Genomic DNA, 16,469 nt, shown 5'->3' on the forward strand with positions numbered 1-16,469 from the left:
GTTTCAGCCACGGAACAGGGTCTCGAGATCGGTGGAGTCGAGCGCGCGCCATTGCCCGCTCGGCAAATCCTGCAACGACAAGCCGCCGATGCGCGCGCGGTGCAGCGCTTCGACATGGTTGCCGACCGCGGCGAACATCCGCCGCACCTGGTGATAGCGGCCCTCGGTCAACGTCAGCCGCGCCCGCCGCGGTTCCAGCGTTTCCAACAGCGCCGGCGCCAGCGGGGTCTTTTCCGATTCCAGCATCAGCTCGCCGCTGGCGAACGTCGCCGCTTCGTCGCCGCGCAGGTCCGAGGCCAGGGTAGCTTCATAGACCTTGCCGAGCTTGGCCTTCGGCGAAACGATCCGGTGCAGCAGCGCGCCGTCGTCGGTCAGCAGCAGCAGGCCGCTGGTGTCGCGGTCGAGCCGGCCGACCGGCGACAGCAACGGCGAGCGCAGGCGGAAGCGCGGCGGCAGCAGGTCGTAGACGACCCGGCCGGGGTCCTTGGTCGAGCAGGTGTAGCCGACCGGCTTGTGCAGCATCAGCGCCAGCCCGGCCGGCGGGTCGAGCGGCTCGCCATCGATGCGGATCGCGGCGTGTTCGACCTGGTCGTCGGCGTACAACACCTCGCCGTCGGCATCGGCGATGCGGCCCTGGCGGAACATCGCGGCCACGTCCTTGCGGCTGCCGTAGCCGAGATTGGCGATCAGCTTGACCAGCTTCATGCCCGGCCCCGCGCGCCGCGCGCTTCCACGACCTTGAAACCGCCGTCCTGGGCGACGGTGCGGACTTCGCCGAAGTGCTCGTCCAGCGCCTGTTCGTAAGGCAGGTGGCGGTTGGCGACCATCCAGAAACGGCCGCCGCGCTCCAGCGACTGCGCGGCCACCTGGATGAAGCGGCGGCCGATGTCCGGGCGTTCCTCGCGGCCCTGGGCGTGGAACGGCGGATTGCTGACGATGACGTCGTAGCGGCGCGGCAGGCCGGCGGTGACGTCGTGCCAGAAGCTTTCCACCGGCACCCGCGCGCCGTCGAGGTTGTGGCGGGCCAGCGCGACCGCGCGCGCCTGGGCTTCGTACAGATCGAGCGAGGCGATGCGCGGGCAGCGCGCCAGCAGCTCGGCCGCCAGATAGCCGTAGCCGGCGCCGAGATCGGCGGCGCGGCCGGCCAGGTCGGCCGGCAGGTGCGCGGCGAGCAGGGCCGAGGCCGGGTCGATGCGGTCCCAGGCGAACACCCCGGGGCGGCTGCGGAAACGGCCGCCGAGGATGTCGCGCGGCGCATCCAGCGCCGACCATGCGCGCACCAGCGCCGGATCGGCCGGGCCTTGCAGCGGCGCGCTCCAGAACGCGCGGCATTTGCGCTTGGACAGGCTGCCGACCTTGCCGGCGAGCTTGGCCAGATCGTCCTCGCCCGAGCGCGCGCCCTCGTCGTTGCGCATGCACGCCAGCACCCGCCCGCCCGGCGCGCAGCGCGCCACGGCCTGGGCGAACAGCGCGCGCGCTTCCTCGCGCTGGCGCGGCGGCAGCACCAGCACCAGCGGGAAACGGCGCTGCGGGTCAAGCGACTCAAGCTCGATCGCGTCCAGGCCGCCGCGCTCCAGCGCGTCGGCGGCGGGCTTGAAGTCCTGTTCGCACAGCAGCCCGGGGCGCGGCGCCTGGCGCAGGCCGACGCCGTCGCGCGCGCGCAGGAACAAGGCCTCGCCGGGCCAGGCCAGCACGCCGTCGGCGAAGGGTTGGAACAGGGTGTCGAGCGCGTCGTCGGAGCGGTCAACGCGCATGGCGGGCAGCGGCAGAGAGGTTCATCGCGCCGATTTTACGCGGCCCGGGGTTAGGGTGTGGGCATCGCAATCGATCCAAGGAGCGCCCACCGTGCGCCTGCCCGTGCTGATCGCGGCCGCGCTGATGCCGGCGGTGGCCTGGTTTTCGCAACAGGGCTATTTCGGCCCCGACAACGGCGAGATTTCCGACCGCTACCCCACTTTGCTGGTGGCCGCCGGCTATGCGTTCGCGATCTGGGGCCCGATCTTCCTGCTCGACCTGATCTTCGCCGTCTGCCAGCTGCGCGCGCGCTGGCGCGAGGACGACACCCTGCTGCGGGTGCGCCCGGCTGCGGCGGCCGGTTTCATGTTGACCGCGCTGTGGATGCCGCTGTTCTCGCAACAATGGTTCTGGCTGGCGCTGGCGACGATCTGGCTGGCCCTGGCCTGCCTGGCTTGGGCCGCGATGGTGCTGGCGCGCGACCCCACCCCGCTGCCGGGACAGGCGCTGTGGGCCGGCTTCGCGATCGGCCTGCACGCCGGCTGGCTGTCGCTGGCGGCGTTCCTGAACACCGCGCAGGTGATCGTGGCGTATCGGCTGGCGCCGGTGGACGCGATGCTGCCGTGGAGCCTGGTCCTGTTCGCGGCCGCGGCGCTGGTGTTGCTGGCCGCGAACGCGCGCATGCGCGGCAGCGCGGGCTATGTGCTGGCGGCGCTGTGGGGCTTGGCCGGGGTGTATGCGAAGCAGTCGGAGTCGGCCCTGCCGGGCGCGGCGACGGCGGCGTGGGTCGCCGTGGGCATCGGCGGCGTGCTGCTCGCGCAGACCGCGTGGTTGCGGCTGCATCCGAAGCACCGGGTGTTTTCCGGGCATCTGTCGCCGGGCGAGTGAACTCTCACCCTTGGCTTGGCTGTGGTGGGAGGGACTTCAGTCCCGATGCTTTTGTCCCGGATCGCCGCGACCTGAAACAAAAGCGTCGGGCCTGAAGACCCTCCCACAATGCAAACATCCGCTTCATCTTTCCCCAACGCCGCCGCCGCGAGGATGAAACCTCGTTCACCACAGGAGCGTTGCGCAATGCGAGCCCTCTTCGTCGGCGGCACCGTCGACAACAGCGAACTCGACCTGGAAGGCGGCACCGCGCCGCGCCACTACCCGCCGGACACCGGCAGCGGCAAGGCGCGCTATCGATTGCACCACGTGGGATTGCGCGAAGGCGACATCGTCTACGCGGTGTATGCGGCACCGGAACTGGCCGACGGCGAGATCGAACGCGTGGCCGACGAGCGCGGCTATGCGCGCAGGTTCGAGGCCGAGCCGCAGTTGAGCGTTTGAGCTCGGCCCTCACCCCAACCCCTCTCCCGCAAGCGGGAGAGGGGCTCAGGGCTGAAGCATCGTTCGTGATCGTCGCTGGCGGTTCCTACTCCCGCTTTCCGGAGTAGGTGCCCGAAGGGCGGATGAGGGCAACGCCTCAGTTCTGCAATTCGCGCAACGTCACCGAAGGTGGCGCATCCAACACCCGCCGCGTCGCGAACATCCCCGCCGCCAACGCCGCCAGCATGCCCGCCGCGCCGCCGGCCGCGGCCATGCGCCAGTCGAATTCCCACGGCAGGTCGAACACCTTCACCGCGACCACGCCGGCCAGCGCCGAGGCCGCGATCGCCGCGACCAAGCCCGACAACAGCCCGATCGCCGCGAACTCCGAGGCCTGCGCCAGCCGCAGCTGCCCGCGGCTGCCGCCGAGCACGCGCATCACCCCGCCTTCGAGCAGGCGCTCGTCCTGGCTCGCGCTGACCGCCGCCATCAGCACCAGCACGCCCGCGAACAGCGAGAAGTAGAACACCACCTCGACCACGGTCGAGACCTGGTCGGCGGTGCTGCGCACCTGCTTGAGCACCTGCTCGACGTCGATCACCGACAGGTTCGGAAAGCGCTCGACCAATTGCGATGTGAACCGCGTATTGGCCGCCGGCACGCTGATCGCGGTGATGTAGCTGGCGGCGTAACCGTCCATCGAGCCGGGCGAGCCGATCACGAAGAAGTTCGGCCGGAAGCTTTCCCAATCGACCTTGCGCAGGCTGCCGATCCTGGCCTCGTACGGCTGCCCGGCGATGTCGAAGCCGATGCGGTCGCCGACCTTCCAGCCCAGGGTTTCGGCGAAGCCTTCCTCGACCGACACCTCCGGCTGGGCCAGTTTGCGCGGCGCCCAGAATTTGCCGTCGGTGACCTTGTTGTCGTCGCGCAGCGTATCGGCCACCGACAGGTTGAACTCGCGCTCGGCCAGTTGCTTGGCGCGGTCGCCGCGCGCGGCGTAGCTGTCGCCGGTCACCGGCTTGCCGTTGTGGCTGACCAGGCGCGCGCGGATCATCGGGAACAGGATCGGTTCGCCGATGCCCTGTTCGCCGATGAAGCGGCGCACGTCCGCCATCTGGTCCTGCTGCACGTTGATGATGAAACGGTTCGGCGCGTCGGCCGACAGCGCCAGCTGCCAGCGGTCGAGCAGATCGGTGCGCACGAAAGTCAGCAGCAGCAGCGCCATCAGGCCCAGGCCCAGCGCCGAGACCTGGGCGATGCTGGCGCCGGCGCGGCGGCTGACGTTGGCCAGCCCGTAGCGCAGCGCGCCGCGCAGGCGCGAGCGCAGGCGCCGCACCGCGACGATCAAGCCCAGCGCCAACAACGCCAGCACCGCGAAGGTGACGACGATCCCGCCGAGCATGTACGCGCCGAGCAGCAGCGAGCCGGCCTTCCACCACAGCAGCGCGGCCAGGCCGCCGAGGCCGGCCAGCGCGACCAGCCAGGCGCTGGGCTCGGTCGCGTCGAGATCGCGGCGCAACACCCGCAACGCCGGCACCCGCCGCAACGCCAACACCGGCGGCGCGCCGAACGCCAGCAGCACCACCAGACCGACGGCGAAGCCCTGCAGCGCGGGCAACAGCCCGGCCGGCGGGATCGACATCTTCAGCGATTGCTCCAGCCAGCCGCCGATCGCCCATTGCAGGGCGAACGCCAAGCTCACGCCGATCGCGCTGGCGAGCAGGCCCAGCAACACCATCTCGCCGACGTGGATGCCGACCAGGGTGCGCTGGCTGGCGCCGAGGCAACGCATCACCGCGGTGCCGGACAGGTGGCGCTCGCTGTGGCGGCGCGCGGCCATCGCTACCGCGACCGCCGCCAGCACCACCGACACCAGCGCGGCCAGGCCGAGGAAACGGCCGGCGCGGTCGAGCGCGGAACGCACTTCCGGGCGCGCGTCGGCGATGGTCTCCAGGCGCTGGCCGCGGCCGAGCGCGGGCTTGGCCGCGGCGACGAAGCGCTCCACCGCCGCCGCCGGGCCGGCCACGACCAGGCGATAGCGGATGCGGCTGCCGGGCTGGATCAAACCCGTGCCCGGTAGATCGGAAAGATTGAGGAACACCTTCGGCGCGATGTTGAAGTAGTCCAGCGACGCATCGGGCTCCTGGGTCACCAGCGCGGCCAGGCGCAGGCGCGCGTCGCCGATGGCGATCTCCTGGCCGACCCGCGCGCCGAGGGTATCGGCGCCGGCCTGGCTCATCCACACCGTGCCCGGCGCGGGCACGCCGGGCGCGTCGCGCTCGGCACCGCCGGCGCGGTCGGCGATGCGGAACGCGCCGCGCAGCGGGAAGCCTTGGCCGAGCGCGCGCAGGTCGCCGAGCTGCAGGCGCTCGCCGACCCGGATCATGGTCTGCAGTTCGGTCGCTTCGGCGCGGCGCAGTTCCGGCGCGTTGGCCGCCGCGCGCAACTTGCCGGCGATGGGTTGGTCGGCGCGCACCACCGCGTCGCCGCCGAGCAGGCGATTGGCCTCGATCGCCAGCGCGCGCTCGGCGCGGTCGGTGACGAAGCCGACCGCGGTCACCGCCAGCACCGCCAGCACCAGCGCGGCGAGCAGGATGCGCACATCGCCGGCCTTGAGGTCGCGGCGCAGCTGGCGCCACGCCATCGCGATCGTGCGGCCCATGTCAGGCCTGCACCAGGCGGCCGCTGTCCAGGCGGATGCAGCGATGGCAGCGCGCGGCCAGATGATCGTCGTGGGTCACCAGGATCAGGGTGGTGCCGGCATCGGCGTTGAGCTGGAACAACAATTCGATGATCGCCTGGCCGGTGTGGGTGTCGAGGTTGCCGGTGGGCTCGTCGGCGAACAGCAACGAAGGCCGGGTCACGAACGCGCGCGCCAGCGCCACGCGCTGCTGTTCGCCGCCGGAGAGCTGGCGCGGATAGTGGTCCAGGCGCTGGCCGAGGCCGACCTTGTCCAGGATCGCGCGCGCCGGCGCTTGCGCGTCGCGGTCGCCGCGCAGCTCCAGCGGCAGCATCACGTTCTCCAGCGCGGTCAGCGACGGCAGCAACTGGAAGCTCTGGAACACGAAGCCGACCTTCTCGCCGCGCACGCGCGCGCGGCCGTCCTCGTCGAGCGCGGAAATGGTCTCGCCGTCGAGCTCGACGCTGCCGGCGCTGGGCGAATCCAGGCCGGCGAGCAGCGACAGCAAGGTGCTCTTGCCCGAGCCGGACGCGCCGACGATGGCGACCGTGTCGCCCTTGGCGATGGAAAAACCGACCCCATCGAGGATGGTGAGCTCGCCCGACGGCAGGCTCACGCGCTTGCCGAGCCCGCGCACGTCCAGGGTGATCGGGCGCGCGGGATCGGGCGAGCGCCCGGTCTGCGCTCGTTCATCGTTTTGCGCGAGCTCATCGGCCATGATCGGTGCGGCCAGGTCGGAAACTGCCATGATCGTCCTTCTGCTTGCCTCGCCGCATCTTCGGGAGACGTTATTAAATGATCTTTAAGAGTTTCGGCGCGCGGCGCGAACGCGATGCGCGCTGTGCGAAACAAGGATATGCGGGGCTGCGGCGCCGGCTTCAATGGGCCATGAGTCCTGCCCTGCCGGCGGCGGCCCTGCTCGCCGCCGCCCTGCTCGCCGCCGCGCCGGCGGCCGCGCAGCCCGCCTCGGCCGCCAAGCCCGCGCCCGCGGCGCCCGCGGCCAAGGCCCAGCGCACGGTGCTGTTCATGGGCGACTCGCTGTCCGCCGGCTACGGCCTGGCCGCGCCGCAGGGCTGGGTGGCGCTGACCGCGCAGCGCATCGCCCAGGCCAAGCCGGGCTGGCGCGTGGTCAACGCCAGCATCAGCGGCGAAACCACCGCCGGCGGCGCCGCGCGCATCGCCGGTGAACTGCAGCGCAACCGGCCCGCGGTGGTGGTGATCGAGCTGGGCTCCAACGACGGCCTGCGCGGCCTGCCGCTGGCGCAGAGCCGGGCCAACCTGGAACGCATGATCCAGGCCGCGCAGGCGGCCGAGGCGCAGGTACTGCTGATCGGCATGCGCATGCCGCCGAACCTGGGCCGCGAGTACACCGAGGGCTTCGAACGCAATTACCGCGAACTGGCGCAGAAGCATTCGGCGCCGCTGCTGCCGTTCCTGCTCGAACCGGTCGCGGCCGACCGCAACAACTTCCAGAACGACAACCTGCATCCGACCGCGGCGGCGCAGCCGGCGCTGCGCGATCACGTGTGGACCAAGCTGGGGCCGATGTTGAAGTGAGGGCGTAGAGCCACGGCGAAATGGGTTCCGGCTTTCGCCGGAATGACGGTGTGTGCAGCCATTGCAGCGGCACCGCCCACCGCGAAGCCAGCCACTGCCATGCCCGCGAAGCCACCTGCCGTCATGCCCGCGAAGTCCCCCACCGTCATGCCCGCGAAAGCGGGCATCCAGGGCTGCATCGCGACGCGGTTTCCGCCGCTTCGCCCAGCCGCGCCTCAGCGCGCGTAGCGTTCGATCCCCAACCCGTCCAGATCGATCTGCGGCGCGCGGCCCGAGATCAGGTCGGCCAGCACCCGTCCGGTGCCGGCCGCCATGGTCCAGCCCAGGGTGCCGTGGCCGGTCGCCAGGTACAGCCCGCGCACCGCGGTGGCGCCGAGCAGCGGCGTGCCGTCGGGCGTCATCGGCCGCAGCCCGCACCAGAATTCGGCGCGCGCGTCGTCGCCGCCACCCGGGAACAGATCGCCGACCACGTGCGCCAGGGTGCGGCGCCGCGCCTCATGCAGGCGCAGGTCGTAGCCGGCCAGCTCGGCCGTGCCGCCGACGCGGATGCGGTCGCCCAGGCGGGTCACCGCGACCTTGTGGGTCTCGTCCATCACCGTCGACTCCGGCGCGCGGGCGGCGTCGACGATGGGCAGGGTCAGCGAATAGCCTTTCACCGGATAGACCGGGATGCGCAGCCCCAGCGGCGCCAGCCAACGCGGCGAATGGCTGCCGAGCGCGAGCACGCAGGCGTCGGCTTCCAGCGTGCCGGCATCGGTGTGCGCGCGGCGCCAGCGCCCGCCTTCGGCTTCCACGCCGAGCAGTTCGGTGTCGAAACGGAAACGCGCGCCCGCCGCCTGCGCCAGCGCGGCGAGGTTCTGGCTGAACTTGAAGCAGTCGCCGGTCTCGTCGCCGGGCAGGCGCAGTCCGCCGGCGAACTTGTCGCGCACCCGCGCCAGCGCCGGCTCGTGCGCGGCGCAGCCGTCGCGGTCGAGCAGTTCGTAGGCCACGCCGGACTCGCGCAGGATCGCGATGTCCTTGCCAGCGTCGTCGAGCTGGCGCTGGCTGCGGAACAACTGCAGCGTGCCGAGTTGGCGCGCGTCGTATTCGATGCCGGTGTCGGCGCGCAGTTCGCGCAGGCAATCGCGGCTGTATTCGGCCAGGCGCACCATCCGGCCCTTGTTGATCCGATAGCGCGCGTGGGTGCAGTTACGCAGCATCGCCAGACACCAACGCCACAGCGCCGGGTCCAGCGCCGGCCGGATCACCAGCGGACGGTGGCGCATCGCCAGCCACTTGATCGCCTTCAGCGGCACGCCCGGCCCCGCCCACGGCGCCGAATAGCCCGGCGAGACCTCGCCAGCGTTGGCGTAGCTGGTCTCCATCGCCGGCGCGCGCCGCCGATCGACCACTTCGACTTCGTGGCCGGCCTTCGCCAGGTAATAGGCCGCGGCGGTGCCGATCACGCCGCTGCCGAGGATCAGGACTTTGATGCGCCACTCCCCCGCCCGCGCCGGCGAGGCCGCGCGTGCGCCAGACAGGCGCCCGCGGCGCCGACGCGGCAGGCTAGCACCGCGCTGGCGCAGGCGGAACGGGGCGCCGACGTGCGCGCGCGGACGGCATCGGGGTTCGTGCGCGCGGTCGCGTCCCGCGCCGAGGCAACGCCGCTGCGCCGCGCGCAGTCCGGCGCCGCGAACCGCGCCGATCAGTTGCGGATCGCGAAGCCGGGCTTGTCGTTCAAGGAGCCGTCGGACTCGATCACCACGAACACCGTGCCGCCCTTGTCGAACACCACCGGGATCGGGTCGAGGAACATCGGCCGGCGCACGAAACGCAGGCGCCAGCCGAACTGTTCCAGCGTCGCCAGCGCATCGAGCTGGGCGCGGTTGAGCCCGGCGCGCAGGCCCACCGGGCTCACCAGTTCGGCATCGGCCTTGCGGCGTTCGCGTTCGGTCATGACGGCGGCGCGTTTTGCGGAGACCGGCCGAAGATACTCCAACGGCGCGCGCGCGACCGCGCCGGCGGTCGCGATCGGGCGATGCGGTCGTTCAAGCCGTCAGGAATTCGATGACGGCGCGTTCGAACGCATCGGCGCATTCGATGTTGGCCATGTGCACCGCGGGCAACAGCAAGAAGCGCGCGCCCGGCACGGTTTCCGCGAGGACGCGGCCGTGCTCGGCCAGCGTCACCGGATCGGATCGCCCGGCGATCACCAGCGTCGGCGCGGCGATCGACGCCGCGGTGCGGCGCAGGTCGGCGTCGCGCACCGCGGCGAAGCTGCCGGCGAGGCCGGTCGCGCGCATCGCCAGCAAAGCGTCGCGGAACGGTTCGATGCGCGGATCGGCGGCGTCGAGCATCGCCGGCGGGAACCAGTCGCGCAGGAACCGCGCCGCGATCGCGCTCATGTCCGGCGCGGCCAGGGCCTCGCGGATGCGTTCGTCGAATGCCGCGGCCGGGCCCAGGTGCGCGGAGGTGTTGCTCAGCACCAGCCGGTCGATGCGCTGCGGCGCGCGGATCGCCAGCCACTGGCCGACGAAGCCGCCCAGCGACAGGCCGAGGAAATGCACGCGCTCCAGGCCCAACGCGTCGAGCAGTTCGAGCACGTCGCGGCCGAGCCGGTCCAGCGAATAGGCGCCGGCCGGCGCGTCGGAGCCGCCGTGGCCGCGCGCGTCGTAGCGCAGCACGCGAAAACGCGCGCTCAGCGCCGGGATCTGCGCGTCCCACATGTGCAGGTCGGTGGCGATGGAATTGGACAGCACCAGCACGGGGCGCTCGGAGTCGCCGTCGAAGCGGTAGGCGATGCGGGTGCCGTCGCCGGCGACGACATGGCCGGAAACAGTGTTGGGAACGGGATTGGGAACGGCGGCGACGATGCTCATGGCGGGCTCCGGGACAGGATCGGTATCGCGGCTCGGGCATCGCCTTCGATGCCGCCGCATGCCGCGCATCCTGATTGCCGTTCGCCCGGATTGATATTACAAAGAACGCACACTCTCTGTAGATATTGTGGAACATAGGCCGCCATGTCCGGATTCACCCTGCACGACCTGCAATGCTTCGACGCGGTGATCCAGGCCGGCGGCTTCCAGGCCGCGGCCGCGCGCCTGCACCGCTCGCATCCGGCGGTGTTCGCCGCGGTGGCGCGGCTGGAGCGGCAGACCGGGCTGCCCCTGCTCGACCGCAGCGGCTACCGGGTCGCGGCGACCGCGGCCGGACGTTCGTTCCACCGCCGCGCGCAAGGCCTGCTCGCCGAAATGCAGGCGCTGCGCAGCCATGCCGAGCAACTGGCGATGGGCGAGGAAAGCGAGCTGCACATCGTGCTCGGCGACCTGTGCCCGCGGCCGCAGGCGCTGGCCCTGCTCGGCCGCTTCTTCGCCGATTGCGCCCACACTCGCCTGCACCTGCATTTCGAGTCGGTCAGCGGCCCGCGCGAGCGCCTGTTCGACGACAGCGCCGACTTGATCGTGCACCGTGCCGAGGCCGGCGACGCGCAGTTGGAGACGATCGCGCTCGGCGAGGTACGGATGGTGCCGGTGGTCGCGCCGGGCTTCCTGCCGTTCCCGATCGACCGCGCGATCCGGCCCGCGCAACTGCGCGGGCTCACCCAATGCGTGATGCGCGACAGCGCGCGGCATTCGCCGCCGGTGGACTACTTCACCATCGACGGTGCGCCGCAGTGCACGGTAGCCGATCAGTCGATGAAGAAGGACCTGATCGCGCACGGCCTGGCCTGGGGGCATATGCCGCATTTTCTGGTCGCCGCCGAACTCGCCGACGGCCGCTTGCTGTCGATCGCCGGGCGCCACCTGCCGGGCCGCAGCGAACGCCTGGTCGCCGCGCGCCGGCGCGATCGCGCGCACGGGCCGGTGGCCACGCGGCTGTGGGATCACCTGCGGGCGCAGGCGCCGCAAATACGCGCCGCGCTGGCGGCGCCGGTCGGCGAAGCCGCCGCGCCACGCAAGCGCGCGCGATAAAACACGCGATCAGAACAGCACGACCGCGCACACCGGCCCTGCGCCCAAAACGAAGCCGGACCGGCGAACCGGTCCGGCTGGGCGGCGCCGCGCGCCGCATCGGGTTGCGAGGACTCGCGCTTGGGTCACGCCGCCGGACGACGGCCGCGCAGCAGCGAGATGATCGCCAGCACCACGAACACCACGAACAGGATCCAGGCGATGTTGCTGGCCGCGCCGGCGATGCCGGTGAAGCCCAGCACGGCGGCGATCAGGGCGATGACGAAGAACACGACGGCGTAATGAAGCATGGGATCCTCCTGGCTGCGTGTGTGCGCTGCGGGTGCCGATGCGGCCCGAAGCTTGTGGATCGATCCTCGCCCAGCGCAGGTTGGCGCACGGTGACGAAGCGCGCCTGCGCGCGCCGACGCGCATCGCCGTGCAGCGCGGCTTCAGCGCCCTCATCGTTTCGTTAACGCGGCGTTGGCGCGATTTCACGCCGCGGCTGTACGGTTCAGCCCGAAGCTGTGCGCGAAGTCGCGGCGCGCGCGCTACATCCCGCGAAAGCGGTTCGCGAACGCCGCGCTCACCGGCAATATTTCCGCGCGCGCTTTCAAGCTCAGCTCGTGCCGGCCCAGTTCGTTGCGGCGCACGCGGTCGATCGCCGCCACCCGCACCACCAGGCCGCGATGCACCTGCCAGAACAGCGTCGGGTCGAGCCCGGCCAGCAGTTCCTTGACCGGCGTGCGCACCAGCGCTTCGCCGTCGCCGGTCACCACCCGCACGTATTTCTCCTGGGCCTGGAAGTACACGACTTCGTCGATGCCGATCATGCGCACGCTGTCGCCGACGCTGGCGCCGATCCAGCGGATCAACCGGTCGCCCTGCGGCCGCAACTGCGCCTCCAGCGCATCCAGGCGCGCGCGCCAGTCGTCCGGGCGGGCCTGGCGCAGGCGCTCGCGCACGCGCGCCACCGCTTGATCGAGGCGCTCGCGGCTCACCGGCTTGAGCAGGTAGTCGGCGGCGCCGGCTTCGAACGCGCGCACCGCGTATTCGTCGTAGGCGGTGGTGAACACCACCAGCGCGCCGCCGGCGATGGCTTCGCGCGCGACGTCCAGGCCGCCGACCGCGGGCATGCGGATGTCCAGGAACGCGACCTGCGGACGCAGCGCGCGCACCGCCTGCAAGGCTTCGTCGCCGTCCTCGCAGGCGGCGACGTCGAGTTCGGGCCACGCCTGCGCCAGCGCCTCCAGCAACGCCTGCCGCTGCGGCGCTTCGTCTTCGGCGAGCACGGCGAGGATGCGCTCGCTCATGCCGGGCGCTCCAGCGGCAGGCGCACCCGCGCCAGTGTGCCGCCCTCGCGGCGCGAGCACAGCTGCAGCGTGGCGGGCTCGCCGAAGCGCGCGGCGAGTTGCGCGCGCACGTTGGCCAAGCCCACGCCGCCGCCGACGCCGGTGCGCAGGCCGACGCCGTCGTCGGCGACTTCCAGTTCCAGCCAGTCGCCGTCGCGGCGCGCGCGCAGTTCGATCCGGCCCGGGCCGCTGCGCGGTTCGATGCCGTGCTTGACCGCGTTCTCCACCAGCGGAATCAGCAGCAGCGGCGGGCACGGCAGCAACCGTACCGCCGCCGGCGCCTGCACCGCGTGGCTGAGCCGGCCGTCGGTGCGCAGCCGCATCACTTCGAGATAGCTGGCGCAGATGTCGAGTTGCTGGCCCAGTTCCGCGTCCAGCCGCGCCTCGCCTTCGCGCAGCTTGGGGATGGTGGCGCGCAGATAGCCGACCAAGGCGTCCAGCGTCGCCTCCGCGCGCTGCGGATCGGGCCGCACCAGCGCGCGCACCGAGGCCAGGGTGTTGAACAGGAAATGCGGCTCGACCTGGGCCTGCAGCACGCCCAGCTGCAGTTCGGTGCGGCGGTTGCTCTCGTCGAGCGCGAGGTAGCGCCGACGCTCCAGGCTGGCCTGCCAGCGCGAGGCCTCGCTCAGGTAGGCGTACAGCGCCAGCGCGCCGCCGAGCAGCGCGTACAGCAGGCCTTCCAGCGCCAGCGACAGCGCGGCCAACAGCCAACGCCAGGCCGGCGGCGGCGGCGCCGAGGCCTGGGCGGCGGTCTGGCGCGCCCGCTCGCCCATCAGTTCGACCGTCCACTTCGAGGCCGCCGCATCGGCCAGGAACGCCAGCACCACGCCCAGCGCGATCGCCGCGAAGATCGCCGCGCGCTCGCGCCGCGGCGGCCAGCCGCGATGGCGCGCCGCGACCGCCAGGGCCGGGCCGGCCGAGGTGACCACCATCCAGAACGCGAACTGCAGCGGCGCGCTGACCAGCGCCGAGGCCCAGGAACGGCTCATCACGTACACGCCGACCGCGGTGGCGGCGGCGAACAGCGTCGCCACCAGCGCGAACATCGCGCTGCGCCCGCGCAGCCACGGCCGGCTGAACACCGGATAGCGCTTGTAGCGGTCCCACACCTGGTGCCCGCCGATCTGCACGTCGGCGGGCAGCGCGCGGTCGAGCGCGGGTCCGGCAAGGCTTGGCGGGGCGGCGTCAGCGGCGCGGGGCATGAATCGCTTGTCCGTTCTGGTGCAGGGTCAGTCCGGCGATCTTGCCATCGCCGCCGCGTTCGAACGCGATCCGCGCGTCCACGCCTTCGGTGCGGAAGCGGTCGGCGCCGTCGGCGATCAGGCGCAGCGCCCCCTGGCCGGTGGCCTGCGCGTACAGCGCGCCGTCGCGTTCGCCGATGCTCAGCACGAAGCCCGGCGCCAGCGGGTAGTCGCCGACGAAATCGCCCAGGCGCTGCGTGGCCGGGGCCGGAGCGGCTTTGGCGGAGGCGGCTTTGGAGGGCACGGCTTTGGAAGATCCGGCTTCGGCGGGCGCCGACGTGGCGGCCGGCGCGCTGCGCTGCGCCGCCACGCTGCCGCCGCCCTGGTTCCACACGAAGCCGTAGCGGCCATCGGCGCCGCGCAGCGGGCGCAGCAGCGCATCGAACTGCAGCGGGTAGAAATCGCCGTGGTCGTCGTAGCCCAACTCGAACTCGGGCTGCCCCTGCGCCTGCACGGTCAGCGCGCCGCCGCGCCGGCGCAGCGTGGTCGGCAAGCCGGCCAGCGAGTAGTCGCCGGCCAAGCCGTCGAGCACGGCCGCATCCGGCGTGGCCGCCTTGCGCGCGCGCTCGGCGGGGAAGTCCGGGTCGAGCAGATGGCGGCCGAACCCGGCCAACCCGCCGGTCGCGCTCAGCGAGGTGTCCGACAGCAGCACCACGGCGCGGCCGCGCGCGCGGTCCAGGGCGAGGTAGGACGAGAAGCCGCCGGTGCCGCCGGCGTGTTCGGCCAGGGTGCGGCCGCCGTGTTCCAGCAGCATCCAGTTCATCCCCATCGGCGGCTGGCCCGGCAACGGTTGCAGGGTCCGCTGCACGGCGGCGATGGCGTCCTCGCCGGGCGCCGCCTCGCGCGCCAGCCCGGCCTGGGCGTAGCGGACCATGTCGTCGAGGGTGGCGCGCACCCCGCCGACGCCGGCCAGGTCGGCGCCGAAGCGCCAGGCCGGCGTGGCCTGGCCGTTGGGCAGCCGGCCGGCGACCGCGCGCACGCCCTCGGGCGCGCGGTCCACGTAGGCGCCGCGCATGCCCAACGGCTGCAGCAGGCCTTGCCGCAGCAGGGTTTCGTAGTCGGTTCCGGCGCGGTGCGCGACCGCGTAGGACAGCAGCATCATCGCGTAGTTGGAATAGGCGAAGTCGCGGCCCGGCGGCGCGCTGAGCTCGACCTTCGCGAGCGCGCCGACCAGCGTGGCGATGTCGAGCCGGGCGTAGGGATCGGCCGGGTCCAGCGCCACGCCCGGCGGCAGCGCGGGCAACCCGGAGCGGTGGGTGACCACGTCGCGCAGGCGGATCGGCCGGCCTTCGAACGCCGGCACGCGCGCGCCGGCCGGCAGGTAATCGGCCAGCGGATCGTCGAGCGAGGCGCGGCCGGCGCGGATCAGTTCGGCCAGCAGCGCCGCGGTCATGGTCTTGCTGATCGAGCCGATCTCGAACGCGGCATCCGGGCCGATGCGCGCGGCCTGTCGCGGATCGACGCAGGCGAAGGCGCGCTGCACGCGCTCGCCGTCGATCAGCGCCGCGGCCCAGCAGGCGCCGCTGCGGTCGCCGTCGAGGCGGGCGCGCAGCGCGGCGGCGAGCGCGGACGACGACCCTTCATCGGCGGCGGCGGACTGGGCCGGCGCGGCGATGGCGGGAGCGGCGGCGGCCAGGGCCGCCGCGAGGGCGGCGCCGGCCAGGAGGGGACGCAGGGGGCGGGACGGATTCATCGGCGGACTCCTTTCGCGGAAAGACGCCAGCCTCGCCCGCCGCGCCGCCGCGCGCCCGGGTCTGCGACCGGTCCGCGATCCGCGGCGACGAAATGCGGCCAACGCGCGATGAAGCGGCCGGAAGCCCCTGTAGGAGCGGCGCAAGCCGCGACCGCGCCACAGCGCCCGCCGGCGCGACCCGCGATCCCGGTTCGAAGCCGCACGCGCGAGACAGGCCCGCGCCGGCGCGGGCGGTCGCGCGGTCGCGGCTTGCGCCGCTCCTACAGGCAGCGACCGAAGCGATGCGCGCCGCTTGCGCGCCGCCCCGCCCTCGCCTCCAATGAAACCCCCGCCCTGGAGCCGCCCATGGACCCGCAGACCCTCGCCGCCTTCTTCGCCACCGCGCTGTTCCTGGCCGTGGTGCCGGGCCCGGACAACGTCTTCGTGCTGACCCAGTCCGCGCTGCGCGGCAAGCGCGCCGGGTTGTGGGTGGTGCTGGGGCTGTGCAGCGGCCTGCTGGTCCACACCGCCGCGGTGGCGCTCGGCGTGGCGGCGTTGTTCGAGCGCTCGCGGCTGGCCTTCGACCTGCTCAAGTACGCCGGCGCGGCCTATCTGCTGTACCTGGCCTGGCAGTCGCTGCGCGCCCCGACGATGACGATCGACGCAGGCGCAGGCGCGCGCGGCGACGCCGGCAGGCTGTACCTGCGCGGCATCGTCATGAACGTCAGCAACCCCAAGGTCTCGATCTTCTTCCTCGCGTTCCTGCCGCAGTTCGTCGACAAGCAGGCCGGCTCGGTGACCCTGCAGATGTTGGCGCTGGGCGCGACGTTCATCCTCGCCACCGCGCTGGTGTTCGGCGCGCTGGCGCTGAGCGCGGGCGCGGTCGGCCAGCGCTTCGCGCGTTCGCAGCGCGCCCAGCGCTGGATGAACCGCGCCGCCGCGGCGGTGTTCGCCGGGCTCGCGGCCAAGCTCGCCACCGCCCAGCGCTGA

At 72.5% G+C, this 16,469-nt stretch carries 16 protein-coding genes and 1 pseudogene; 5 read left to right on the forward strand and 12 right to left on the reverse strand.

Features of this window, described 5'->3' with window-relative positions; all coding sequences use genetic code 11:
• Positions 1 to 3: 3 nt before the first annotated feature.
• Both RDV84_RS03180 and RDV84_RS03185 read right to left on the reverse strand, forming a co-directional pair.
• Positions 4 to 705, reverse strand: coding sequence for a pseudouridine synthase (locus tag RDV84_RS03180; RefSeq protein ID WP_078996604.1), 702 nt, complete (start codon positions 703 to 705; stop codon positions 4 to 6).
• Complete coding sequence (locus RDV84_RS03185; protein WP_250446596.1) at positions 702 to 1,754, reverse strand: class I SAM-dependent methyltransferase; 1,053 nt, start codon at positions 1,752 to 1,754, stop codon at positions 702 to 704. Before RDV84_RS03185 ends, RDV84_RS03180 begins: the two co-directional genes overlap by 4 nt.
• 91 nt (positions 1,755 to 1,845) lie before the next feature.
• Between RDV84_RS03185 and RDV84_RS03190 the strand changes: the two genes are divergently transcribed.
• Positions 1,846 to 2,622, forward strand: a complete 777-nt coding sequence (locus tag RDV84_RS03190) for a hypothetical protein (protein ID WP_309152415.1) — start codon at positions 1,846 to 1,848, stop codon at positions 2,620 to 2,622.
• Positions 2,623 to 2,648: 26 nt separating this feature from the next.
• Here RDV84_RS03190 and RDV84_RS25820 read toward each other — a convergent pair.
• Positions 2,649 to 2,870, reverse strand: a pseudogene (locus RDV84_RS25820) (DUF6053 domain-containing protein); the annotation flags it as partial.
• On the opposite strand from RDV84_RS25820, the gene RDV84_RS03195 reads away from it, so the two are divergent.
• The gene (locus tag RDV84_RS03195) at positions 2,809 to 3,066 is read left to right on the forward strand and encodes a hypothetical protein (RefSeq protein WP_078996601.1); all 258 of its coding nucleotides are present in this window, start codon (positions 2,809 to 2,811) and stop codon (positions 3,064 to 3,066) included. The pseudogene RDV84_RS25820 and the gene RDV84_RS03195 sit on opposite strands and share 62 nt — an antisense overlap.
• Before the next feature lie 136 nt (positions 3,067 to 3,202).
• Here the strand turns inward: RDV84_RS03195 and RDV84_RS03200 are convergent, their stop codons facing one another.
• Complete coding sequence (locus tag RDV84_RS03200; protein WP_309152416.1) at positions 3,203 to 5,707, reverse strand: ABC transporter permease; 2,505 nt, start codon at positions 5,705 to 5,707, stop codon at positions 3,203 to 3,205.
• Position 5,708: 1 nt separating this feature from the next.
• Positions 5,709 to 6,473, reverse strand: coding sequence for an ABC transporter ATP-binding protein (locus RDV84_RS03205; protein WP_309152417.1), 765 nt, complete (start codon positions 6,471 to 6,473; stop codon positions 5,709 to 5,711).
• Positions 6,474 to 6,613: 140 nt separating this feature from the next.
• Between RDV84_RS03205 and RDV84_RS03210 the strand changes: the two genes are divergently transcribed.
• Entirely contained in the window at positions 6,614 to 7,282 is a 669-nt protein-coding gene (locus RDV84_RS03210; protein WP_309152418.1) for an arylesterase, read from the forward strand.
• A gap of 215 nt (positions 7,283 to 7,497) precedes the next feature.
• Here RDV84_RS03210 and RDV84_RS03215 read toward each other — a convergent pair whose 3' ends face one another.
• The 3 genes from RDV84_RS03215 to pcaD form a co-directional block, all read right to left on the reverse strand.
• Positions 7,498 to 8,754: a D-amino acid dehydrogenase gene (locus RDV84_RS03215; RefSeq protein WP_309153674.1), complete on the reverse strand. Its 1,257-nt coding sequence runs from the start codon at positions 8,752 to 8,754 to the stop codon at positions 7,498 to 7,500.
• A 212-nt stretch (positions 8,755 to 8,966) separates the two neighbouring features.
• A complete protein-coding gene (locus tag RDV84_RS03220) occupies positions 8,967 to 9,218 on the reverse strand; it encodes a hypothetical protein (RefSeq protein WP_057946189.1) in 252 nt (83 codons plus the stop codon).
• 91 nt (positions 9,219 to 9,309) lie between these two features.
• Positions 9,310 to 10,140: a 3-oxoadipate enol-lactonase gene (gene pcaD / locus RDV84_RS03225; RefSeq protein ID WP_309152419.1), complete on the reverse strand. Its 831-nt coding sequence runs from the start codon at positions 10,138 to 10,140 to the stop codon at positions 9,310 to 9,312.
• Between the two features lie 144 nt (positions 10,141 to 10,284).
• Between pcaD and RDV84_RS03230 the strand changes: the two genes are divergently transcribed.
• A complete protein-coding gene (locus RDV84_RS03230) occupies positions 10,285 to 11,235 on the forward strand; it encodes a LysR family transcriptional regulator (RefSeq protein ID WP_309152420.1) in 951 nt (316 codons plus the stop codon).
• A 125-nt stretch (positions 11,236 to 11,360) separates the two neighbouring features.
• Here the strand turns inward: RDV84_RS03230 and RDV84_RS03235 are convergent, their stop codons facing one another.
• The 4 genes from RDV84_RS03235 to RDV84_RS03250 all read right to left on the reverse strand — a co-directional run bounded on the left by RDV84_RS03235 (position 11,361) and on the right by RDV84_RS03250 (position 15,500).
• Positions 11,361 to 11,525, reverse strand: a complete 165-nt coding sequence (locus RDV84_RS03235) for a DUF1328 domain-containing protein (protein ID WP_078996594.1) — start codon at positions 11,523 to 11,525, stop codon at positions 11,361 to 11,363.
• Positions 11,526 to 11,765: 240 nt separating this feature from the next.
• Positions 11,766 to 12,527 carry a LytR/AlgR family response regulator transcription factor gene (locus RDV84_RS03240; RefSeq protein ID WP_309152421.1) on the reverse strand — a complete coding sequence of 254 codons (762 nt, stop codon included), beginning with the start codon at positions 12,525 to 12,527 and terminating at the stop codon, positions 11,766 to 11,768.
• Complete coding sequence (locus RDV84_RS03245) at positions 12,524 to 13,768, reverse strand: sensor histidine kinase (RefSeq protein ID WP_309152422.1); 1,245 nt, start codon at positions 13,766 to 13,768, stop codon at positions 12,524 to 12,526. Before RDV84_RS03245 ends, RDV84_RS03240 begins: the two co-directional genes overlap by 4 nt.
• Entirely contained in the window at positions 13,752 to 15,500 is a 1,749-nt protein-coding gene (locus RDV84_RS03250; RefSeq protein ID WP_309152423.1) for a serine hydrolase, read from the reverse strand. Before RDV84_RS03250 ends, RDV84_RS03245 begins: the two co-directional genes overlap by 17 nt.
• Before the next feature lie 345 nt (positions 15,501 to 15,845).
• Between RDV84_RS03250 and RDV84_RS03255 the strand changes: the two genes are divergently transcribed.
• Positions 15,846 to 16,469, forward strand: coding sequence for a LysE family translocator (locus RDV84_RS03255; RefSeq protein ID WP_309152424.1), 624 nt, complete (start codon positions 15,846 to 15,848; stop codon positions 16,467 to 16,469).

Source organism: Lysobacter yananisis, from assembly GCF_031199375.1.
GTDB lineage: Bacteria > Pseudomonadota > Gammaproteobacteria > Xanthomonadales > Xanthomonadaceae > Lysobacter > Lysobacter yananisis.